This is a genomic window from Kocuria aegyptia, assembly GCF_039530085.1.
GTDB classification, from domain to species: Bacteria; Actinomycetota; Actinomycetes; order Actinomycetales; family Micrococcaceae; genus Kocuria; species Kocuria aegyptia.
In genome coordinates this window covers 253,076-262,726 of the sequence record NZ_BAAAOA010000015.1, presented here as the reverse complement: position 1 = coordinate 262,726, position 9,651 = coordinate 253,076, and the positions used below count along the sequence as shown (strand labels likewise).

General features: G+C 72.8%; 6 protein-coding genes. 5 read left to right on the top strand and 1 reads right to left on the bottom strand.

Features of this window, described 5'->3' with window-relative positions; all coding sequences use genetic code 11:
- Nucleotides 1-26 precede the first annotated feature (26 nt).
- Complete coding sequence (gene valS / locus ABD220_RS07545; protein WP_344121251.1) at nucleotides 27-2,699, bottom strand: valine--tRNA ligase; 2,673 nt, start codon at nucleotides 2,697-2,699, stop codon at nucleotides 27-29.
- Between the two features lie 85 nt (nucleotides 2,700-2,784).
- Here valS and ABD220_RS07540 point away from each other — a divergent pair, with 85 nt between their 5' ends.
- From ABD220_RS07540 to ndk, 5 genes are all read left to right on the top strand, one after another.
- Nucleotides 2,785-3,564: an SDR family oxidoreductase gene (locus tag ABD220_RS07540; protein WP_344121249.1), complete on the top strand. Its 780-nt coding sequence runs from the start codon at nucleotides 2,785-2,787 to the stop codon at nucleotides 3,562-3,564.
- A gap of 342 nt (nucleotides 3,565-3,906) precedes the next feature.
- Entirely contained in the window at nucleotides 3,907-7,290 is a 3,384-nt protein-coding gene (gene ileS, locus ABD220_RS07535) for an isoleucine--tRNA ligase (protein WP_344121247.1), read from the top strand.
- Nucleotides 7,287-8,660, top strand: coding sequence for a bifunctional folylpolyglutamate synthase/dihydrofolate synthase (locus ABD220_RS07530; RefSeq protein WP_344121245.1), 1,374 nt, complete (start codon nucleotides 7,287-7,289; stop codon nucleotides 8,658-8,660). The genes ileS and ABD220_RS07530 overlap by 4 nt, the downstream gene beginning before the upstream one ends.
- A gap of 73 nt (nucleotides 8,661-8,733) precedes the next feature.
- Nucleotides 8,734-9,168: a DUF4233 domain-containing protein gene (locus ABD220_RS07525; RefSeq protein ID WP_344121298.1), complete on the top strand. Its 435-nt coding sequence runs from the start codon at nucleotides 8,734-8,736 to the stop codon at nucleotides 9,166-9,168.
- Nucleotides 9,169-9,211: 43 nt separating this feature from the next.
- Nucleotides 9,212-9,628: a nucleoside-diphosphate kinase gene (gene ndk / locus ABD220_RS07520; RefSeq protein ID WP_344121243.1), complete on the top strand. Its 417-nt coding sequence runs from the start codon at nucleotides 9,212-9,214 to the stop codon at nucleotides 9,626-9,628.
- Nucleotides 9,629-9,651: the final 23 nt, after the last annotated feature.

The window sequence follows — 9,651 nt, the reverse complement described above, 5'->3', positions numbered from 1 at the left end:
CCTCGTGCTGTCCTGCCGAGCCGGCGCTACCGGGCCGGCTCCTCCGCGGGAACGAGCTCGACGTCGCGCACGGCCAGGCCCTCGGGCCCGGCGACGAGCACGAGCTCGGCGGCGTTGCCCGCGGCCTTGAGGTCGCCCAGCCCCGCCTCGAGCCGGGCGACGTCCTCCGCGGCGGCCGTGATGGTCGCCGAGCGCACCTCGGTGCGCTGCTTCACCTTGGCCTCCGACTTGGCCTTGCGCAGCCCCGAGAGGGCCTCGCCCACGGTGGTGAGCACCTCGGGGTCGGCGTCGGTCACGGCATCCGCGAAGCCCTCGACGCCCGGCCACGCCGCCCGGTGCACGGAGCCGGAGCGCCACCAGGACCAGACCTCGTCCGTGGCGAACGGCAGCACGGGGGCGAACAGGCGCAGCAGCGCGTCGAGGGTCGTGGCGAGCGCGGCGTGCACGGACGCCTGCGCGGCCTCCCCCCGGGCCCCGTAGGCGCGGTCCTTCACCAGCTCGACGTAGTCGTCGGTGAAGGTCCAGAAGAACTGCTCGGTGAGCTGCAGGGCCCGGGCGTACTCGTAGTCCCGGAACGCCTGGCCGGCGCGCTCCACGACCGTGGCCAGCTGGGCCAGCAGCGCCCGGTCCACCGCGTCGGTCACGACGTCCGCGGACGCGCCGGCACCGAGCACGGAGGCCTCCGTGACGCCCTGGGCCAGGACGAACTTCGAGGCGTTGAGCAGCTTGATGGCCAGCCGGCGGCCGATCTTCATCTGCCCCTCGTCGTAGGCGGTGTCCGCGCCCAGACGGGCGGAGGCGGCCCAGTAGCGCACCGCGTCGGCCCCGTAGTTCTCGAGCACCTCGGTGGGGACCACCACGTTGCCCTTCGACTTGGACATCTTCTTGCGGTCGGGGTCGAGGATCCACCCGGAGAGCGCGGTGTTGGTCCAGGGCACCGTGCCGGCCAGCGATTCGGAGCGCACCACCGTGGAGAACAGCCAGGTCCTGATGATGTCGTGGCCCTGGGGCCGGAGGTCCATCGGGAAGGTGTTGGCGTGCAGCTGCTCGTCGAACGCCCAGCCCGTGGCGATCTGGGGGGTCAGCGAGGACGTGGCCCAGGTGTCGAGCACGTCCGGGTCGCCGGTGAAGCCGTGCGGCCGGTCCCGCTGGGACTCGTCGAACCCGGGGGCGGGGTCGGCGGCCGGGTCCACGGGCAGCTGGTCGAGGGCGGGCAGCAGCGGGGAGTCGTAGTCCGGGTTGCCGTCGCCGTCGAGCCGGTACCAGACCGGGAACGGCACCCCGAAGAAGCGCTGGCGGGAGATCAGCCAGTCGCCGTGGAGGCCCTCGATCCAGTTCTCGTACCGGGAGCGCATGAACGCGGGGTGCCAGTCCATCTCGCGCCCGCGCGCCAGCAGCGCCTCGCGCCGCTCGGCGTCGCGGCCGCCGTTGCGGATGTACCACTGCCGGGAGGTGACGACCTCGAGGGGCTTGTCGCCCTTCTCGTAGAAGTTCACCGGGTGCATGACCTTCCGGGGCTCGCCCACCAGGTCCCCGGACGCGCGGAGCATCTCCACGACCGCCTGCTGGGCCGAGAACACGGTCCTGCCGGCCACCTCGGCATAGCGCTCGGCCGGGGCTCCCGGGGCGATCCACTCGGGGGTCTCGCTCGCGAAGCGGCCGTCACGGCCGATCAGCGCGCGCGTCGGGAGGTCCAGCTCCCGCCACCACGTCACGTCGGTGAGGTCGCCGAAGGTGCAGATCATGGCGATCCCGGAGCCCTTGTCCGGCTTGGCCAGCGGGTGCGCCCTGACCTCGACCTCGACGTCGAACAGCGGGGAGCGCACCGTGGTGCCGAACAGCGGCTGGTAGCGCTCGTCGTCGGGGTGGGCCACGAGGGCCACGCACGCGGGCAGCAGCTCGGGGCGGGTGGTCTCGATGTGCACCGGCTCGCCGTCGGGACGGTGGAAAGCGACCCGGTGGTAGGTGCCCTCGCGCTCCCGGTCCTCGAGCTCGGCCTGGGCGACGGCGGTTCGGAAGGTGACGTCCCACAGGGTGGGGGCCTCGGCCATGTAGGCGTTGCCGGCTGCGAGGTCCTCGAGGAAGGCCCGCTGGGAGACCGCCCGGGAGCGGGCGTCGATGGTGCGGTAGGTGCGGGTCCAGTCCACGGACAGGCCCAGGGTCGAGAAGAGGTGCTCGAAGACCTTCTCGTCCTCGACGGCCAGCTCCTCGCACAGCTCGATGAAGTTCCGGCGGGAGACCACGTCCCAGTCGCGCTGGTTCTTCGCGGGCTTCTCCGGCGGGCGGTAGCCCTCGACGTAGGGCCTCGTGGGGTCGCAGCGCACGCCGTAGTAGTTCTGCACACGGCGCTCCGTGGGCAGGCCGTTGTCGTCCCAGCCCAGCGGATAGAAGACGTTCTTGCCGCTCATCCGCTGGAACCGGGCGATCACGTCCGTCTGCGTGTAGGAGAACATGTGGCCGACGTGCAGGGAGCCGGAGGCGGTCGGCGGGGGAGTGTCGATCGAGTAGACCTGCTCGCGGGTCGTGTCCTCGTCGAAGGCGAAGGTGCCCTCCTCGCGCCACTTCCGGGCGTACTTCTGCTCGAGTCCCTCCAGCGCCGGCTTGTCCGGAACGGTCACGGGCGTGGTCCCGGGTGCGGTCACGGGCGTGGTCTCCGGTGCGGTTCCGGGCGTGTCTGTGCCCTGCGTGTTGTCAGCCATGCGGACCAGTCTCTCACGAGCTCCGCCGCCCGCCCCGACGCGCGGGTGCTTTGGCGGTGCCCGGTGCCCGGCTAGCGTGGAGCCCATGACCGAACAGCAGAGCCCGAACACGCACACCGGCAGGGTCGCCGTCGTCACCGGCGCGTCGACCGGCATCGGGGAGGCCACCGCGCGCGAGCTGCGCCGCAGCGGCTGGACCGTCTACGCGGTGGCCCGCCGCGCCGAGCGCCTGGAGGCGCTGGCCCGGGAGACCGGGGCCGTCCCCGCGCCGTGCGACATCACCTCGGACGCCGACGTCGAGGCCCTCCGGGACCAGGTGCTGGAGGAGCAGGGCCGCGTGGACGCGCTGCTCAACATCTCCGGCGGCGCCCGCGGCACGGACCGTGTGGCCGACGCCGGCACCGAGGACTGGGAGTGGATGTACCAGGTCAACGTGCTCGGCACGATGCGCCTGACCCGGGCCTTCCTCCCGGCCCTGCGCGCGAACGGCGAGGGCACCGTCCTGAACCTCACGTCCCTCGCGGCGCACCGGGCCTACGAGGGCGGCGGCGGCTACAACGCCGCGAAGTACGCCGAGCGGGCCATGACGGAGGTGCTGCGGCTCGAGGAGGCCGAGCACAACGTGCGCGTGGTCGAGATCGCCCCGGGCCTCGTGCACACCCCGGAGTTCTCGCTCAACCGGCTCGGCGGGGACCAGGAGGCCGCGGACAAGGTCTACGCCGGCGTGGACAAGCCCCTCACCGCCGAGGACGTCGCCCGGGTGTGCGCCTTCGCGGTGAACCTGCCCCACCACGTGGACCTCGACACCGTGACCATCAAGCCGGTGGCCCAGGCCGCACCGCACAAGCTGATCCGCGGCCGGTAGCCCTTCCCGCCGCGGCGGCCGACCGCCCCGGCGCCCCCGGTCGGCGCCGGCGGCAGCGCCGGCGCGCTCCCGGGTGGGTTAAGATGGGAGCAGGCATCACGGCGTCGATCCGGCCATCACCGGGGAGTCTTCGGAAGAACGGGCCCGCCCCACCGCGGGGTGCGCCCCAGTAGAACCGAACGGGTAAGCCCGTCACAGCAGTCACGAGCGGCGGCCCGCGTCCCCCAGGGGACCGGGGCGCAAGCGAGGTGGTACCGCGTTCCGCCCCGGGCGACCGGCCGGCAGCGTCCTTGCACCCTGACCCGCACGAGCAGCACCGACGTCAGATCGAGGATGGACCCCGTGTCAGACCAGCCCGTCTACCCCAAGGCGACCACCGACCCCGAGGCCCGCGGCGTGCCCGCGGCGCCCGCGTTCCCGGCCGTCGAGGAGCGCGTCCTCGCCTACTGGGCGCAGGACCGCACGTTCCAGGCCAGCGTGGACCAGCGCGATCCCGGCCGGGACGGCGCCAACGAGTTCGTCTTCTACGACGGCCCGCCCTTCGCCAACGGCCTGCCGCACTACGGCCACCTGCTCACGGGCTACGTCAAGGACCTCGTGGCCCGCTACCAGACCCAGCAGGGCCGCCGGGTCGAGCGCCGGTTCGGCTGGGACACACACGGCCTGCCCGCCGAGCTCGAGGCGATGAAGCAGCTGGGGATGGCGGACAAGCAGGAGATCGAGCGGATGGGCGTCGCGGCGTTCAACGACGCCTGCCGGTCCTCCGTGATGAAGTACGCCTCCGAGTGGCAGGACTACGTCACCCGCCAGGCCCGCTGGGTGGACTTCGACAACGACTACAAGACCCTCAACCCGGACTACATGGAGTCCGTGATCGCGGCGTTCAAGTCCCTCGACGACAAGGGCCTCGTCTACTCCGGCTACCGCGTCCTGCCCTACTGCTGGAAGGACGAGACCCCGCTGTCCAACCACGAGCTGCGGATGGACGACGACGTCTACCAGGACCGCCAGGACCAGACCGTGACCGTCACGTTCCCCGTGCTCGACGACGCCTCGTGGGCGGTCCGGCCCGAGTTGGCCGCCCAGCTCGCCGGGGTGGAGGCCCTGGCCTGGACCACCACGCCCTGGACGCTGCCGACCAATCAGGCGATCGCCGTGGGCCCGGAGATCGTGTACGCCGTGGTCCCCGGCGCCGGCGAGCTCGAGGGCCGCCGCTTCCTGGTCGCCGAGGAGCTGCTGGGCGCCTACGCCAAGGATCTCGGCTGGGGCGGGGCCGAGGACCCGGCGGCGGCCGCGGCCGCCGCCGTGACCGCCCGGCACCGCGGGGCGGACCTCGAGGGGCTGCGCTACCAGCGGCTGTGGGACTACTTCGCCGACGCCGAGCGCTTCGGCACGGGCACGTCCTGGCAGTTCGTGGTGGCCGACTACGTCACCACCACCGACGGCACCGGGCTGGTGCACCAGGCGCCCGCCTACGGCGAGGACGACCAGAACGTCTGCGCCCGCTACGACATCCCGGTGGTGCTCTCTCTCGACGAGTCCGGGGTGTTCTACCGGCTCTTCGAGGACGAGCGGCTCGCCCCGGGCGCGCCCCTGGCCGGGATCGCCGGGCGCAACGTCTTCGACAAGGACGTGGCCCGCACGGTGGTCCGGGACCTCAGGGCCCAGGGCCGGCTGGTCCGGGAGGCCAGCTACGAGCACCCGTACCCGCACTGCTGGCGCTGCCGCAACCCGCTGATCTACCGGGCCGTGTCCTCCTGGTTCGTGGAGGTCACCCGGATCAAGGCGCGGATGGTCGAGCTCAACCAGCAGATCACCTGGATCCCCGAGAACGTCAAGGACGGCCAGTTCGGCAAGTGGCTGGAGAACGCCCGCGACTGGTCGATCTCCCGCAACCGCTACTGGGGCACGCCCATCCCCGTCTGGGAGTCCGACGACCCCGAGCACCCGCGTCGCGACGTCTGCGGCTCCCTCGCGGAGCTGGAGGCAGACTTCGGCCGGCTCCCCGTCAACGACCGGGGCGAGGTGGACCTGCACCGGCCGTGGATCGACGAGCTGACCCGGCCGAACCCCGACGACCCGACCGGCCGCGCCACGATGCGCCGCGTGCCCGAGGTGCTGGACGTGTGGTTCGACTCCGGGTCGATGCCGTACGCCCAGGTGCACTACCCGATGGAGAACCGGGAGTGGTTCGAGACCCACAACCCCGGCGACTTCATCGTGGAGTACATCGGCCAGACCCGCGGCTGGTTCTACACGCTGCACATCCTCGCCACCGCGCTCTTCGACCGGCCCGCGTTCCGCAACGTCATCAGCCACGGCATCGTGCTGGGCTCGGACGGGCAGAAGATGTCGAAGTCCCTGCGCAACTACCCGGACGTCAACGAGGTCCTGGACCGGGACGGCGCGGACGCGATGCGCTGGTTCCTGATGTCCAGCCCCATCCTGCGCGGCGGGAACCTGGTGGTCACCGAGCAGGGCATCCGCGACGGCGTGCGCCAGATGATGCTGCCGCTGTGGAACGTGTACCACTTCTTCGGCCTCTACACGAACGCCGCCAACGGCGGCGCCGGCTACGAGGCCCGCACCCGGTACGTGTCGGAGCACGTGATGGACCGCTTCGTGCTGGCCGCCACCGGCCGGCTCGTGACGGACGTGCAGGACGCCTTCGACCGCTACGACGTCTCCGGCGCCGCGGACCGCCTGCGCTCCTACATGGACACGCTGACCAACTGGTACGTGCGCCGTTCCCGGGACCGGTTCTTCGACGAGGACACCGTCGCCTTCGACGTGCTGTACACGTGCCTGGAGACCGTCTGCCGGGTGGCGGCCCCGCTGCTGCCCCTGGTCGCCGAGGAGATCTGGCGCGGGCTGACCGCCGGGCGCTCGGTGCACCTGACCGACTGGCCGGACGCGTCGCTGTTCCCGGCCGAGTCCGGCCTCGTGGCGCGGATGGAGACGACCCGCACGATCTGCTCCAACGGCTCCGCCCTGCGCAAGGCCCACCAGCTGCGCGTACGCCAGCCGCTGGCCGGCATGACCGTGGTGGTGCCCGGGGGCGGCGAGCTCGCGGGCACCTTCGAGCGCATCATCGCGGACGAGCTGAACCTCAGGTCGGTGACCCTGCTGGACGCCGACGCGGCCTCCGCGGAGCAGTTCGGCATCTCCCAGCAGCTCAAGGTCAACGCCCGTGCCGCGGGCCCGCGCCTGGGCAGGGGCGTGCAGGCCGTCATCAAGGCCGCCAAGGCCGGGGACTGGTCCACGGCGGAGGACGGCACCGTCACCGCCGGCGGAACGGCGCTGCAGGAGGGCGAGTACGAGCTCGAGACCGTCGTGGCGCAGGACGCCGCGGCCGGGTCCCGCGCCGTCACCGTCCTGCCCGGCGGCGGCTTCCTCGTCCTCGACACCGAGCTCACCCCCGAGCTCGAGGCCGAGGGCACCGCCCGGGACATGGTCCGGGCGATCCAGCAGGCCCGCAAGGACGCCGCGCTCCAGGTCTCCGACCGGATCCGCACCGTGGTGACCGCCGACGAGCGGACGGTCGCCGCGCTCGAGGCCAACCGGGTGCTGGTGGCCGGCGAGACGCTCTCCGCCGAGCTCGAGCTGCGCGTGGGCGAGACGTCCGTGGCGGTGTCCGTCATGGGCGCCCCGGACGGTCGCTCCGCCGGCCACCCAGTCGGCACCACGGCCGGCACCACGGCCGGCACCGGGGCGGTGCAGGCATGAGCGCCTCGTTCCCGGAGACCGGCGGCGCGGCCACCGTCGAGGAGGTCTACGCCCGGCTGCTCGAGCGCGCCCCCGAGAACCGGATGGCCCCGCGACTGGACGCGATGCGGCGGGTCATGGAGGTCCTCGGCGAGCCGCAGCGCGCCGCCCCGGTGATCCACCTGACCGGCACCAACGGCAAGACCTCGACCGCGCGGATGGTGGAGGCCCTGCTGCTCGCCCACGACCTGCGGGTGGGCCGCTACACCAGCCCCCACCTGTCCCGGGTCACCGAACGGATCAGCGTGGACGGCGCGCCCGTCGACGACGAGACGTTCGTGCGCGTGTACGGGGAGATCGCCCCCTACCTCGGCTTCGTGGACGCCGAACTGGCCGAGCGGGGCGAGCCCCGGCTGAGCTACTTCGAGACCGTCACCGCGCTCGGGTTCGCGGTCTTCGCGGACGCGCCGGTCGACGTCGTCGTGCTGGAGGTCGGCATCGGCGGCTCCTGGGACGCCACGAACGTGGCCGACGCCGTGGTCTCGGTGGTCACGCCCGTCGACCTCGACCACACCGACATGCTCGGCGACACGCTCGGGGAGATCGCCGCCGAGAAGGCCGGGATCCTCAAGCCGGGCGGCTTCCTCGTCTCCGCCGCGCAGGACCCGGAGGCCGGCGAGGTGCTCCTCGCCCGGGCCCGGGAGCTCGGCGTCCCGTTCCGCTTCGGCGGTGTCGAGTTCGGCGTGGAGGCCCGCGCCACGGCCGTGGGCGGGCAGGTGCTCACCCTGCAGGGCCTGGCCGGACGGTACCCGGAGGTCCTGCTGCCGCTGTTCGGCGTCCACCAGGCGGAGAACGCCGCCCTGGCCGTCGCCGCCGTGGAGGCGTTCCTGGGCGGCGGCGGGAAGGAGCTCGCTCCCGAGCTGGTCCGTACCGGACTCGGCGCCGTCGAGTCCCCGGGACGGCTGGAGCTGGCCCGCAAGGCGCCTCCGGTGGTCCTCGACGCCGCGCACAACCCGCACGGGCTCACGGCCGCGGCGGCCGCCCTCAAGGAGGCCTTCACGTTCGGGAAGCTGAACCTCGTCGTGGGCGTGCTCCAGGAGAAGGACGCCGAGGAGATGCTGCGGGTCCTGCTGGACGAGTACGAGGAGTTCCACACCGAGTTCTGGTTCACCCGGTCCTCCTCGCCGCGGGCGGTGGACCCGCAGGAGCTCGTGGAGCTCGCCGTGGACCTCGGCTTCCCGGAGGACGTGGTCCACGCCGTCCCGCATCTCGACGACGCGATGACCGAGGCCGTCCAGGACGCCGCCGCCCGCCCGGAGTTCGACGGCGCCGTGCTGGTCACGGGCTCGATCACCGTGGTCGGCGAGGCCCGCACGCTGCTGGGGCTGTGACCGTGCGCCGCGCCCCGCACCGACTGCAGCCCCCGCACCACCCGCAGGAGAGGACCCGTCCCACGTGGCACGCATGACCAGAGCCCGGCGCGATCAGCGCCCCGGACAGCCCCGGCCGCGGCGCTCGATCCGCACGATGTTCGCCTCCTCCGTGCTCGTCATGGAGGCGTTCATCGCGTTCTTCGCCGCCCTCACCGCCTACGGGGTCCTCGGCCGCGAGCTGGGGGACGGGGCCAGGACGGCGGTCCTGGCCGGTGGGGCCGCGCTCGCGGTGCTCCTGGGACTGGCCCCCGCCGTGCTGGGCCGGCCATGGGGGTACACCGTCGGGTGGATCCTGCAGGCCGTGCTCCTGGCCACGGGCTTCGTGCTGCCGACGATGTTCTTCGTGGGCGGGCTGTCCGTGCTCGCCTGGTGGTACGCCCTGCGCACCGGGGCACGGCTGGACCGGGAGAACGCCGCCCGCGACGCCGCCCAGGCGCAGTGGGAGCGGGAGCACCCGGACGGCTAGGCTGGGCACCGACATCCTGGACCCGTACCTCGGAAGGACATCCATGACCACGGAACGCACCCTCGTCCTCGTCAAGCCCGACGGCGTGGCCCGCGGCCTCACCGGCGAGGTGCTCGCCCGGATCGAGGCGAAGGGCTACCGCCTCGCCGAGCTGCGCCTGGTGCACGCGGAGCGCGCCGTGCTGGAGCAGCACTACGCGGAGCACCGGGGGAAGCCGTTCTTCGAGCCGCTCGTCGAGTTCATGCTGAGCGGCCCCGTCGTGGCCGCCGTCGTCGAGGGCCACCGGGTGATCGAGGGCTTCCGGTCCCTGGCCGGGACCACCGAGCCGACCACCGCCGCACCGGGCACGATCCGCGGCGACCTCGGCCGGGACTGGGGCGAGAAGGTCCAGCAGAACATCGTGCACGGCTCCGACTCCCCGGAGTCCGCAGAGCGGGAGATCGGCATCTGGTTCGCCTGAGCCCCCTGCGACACCGACGGGCT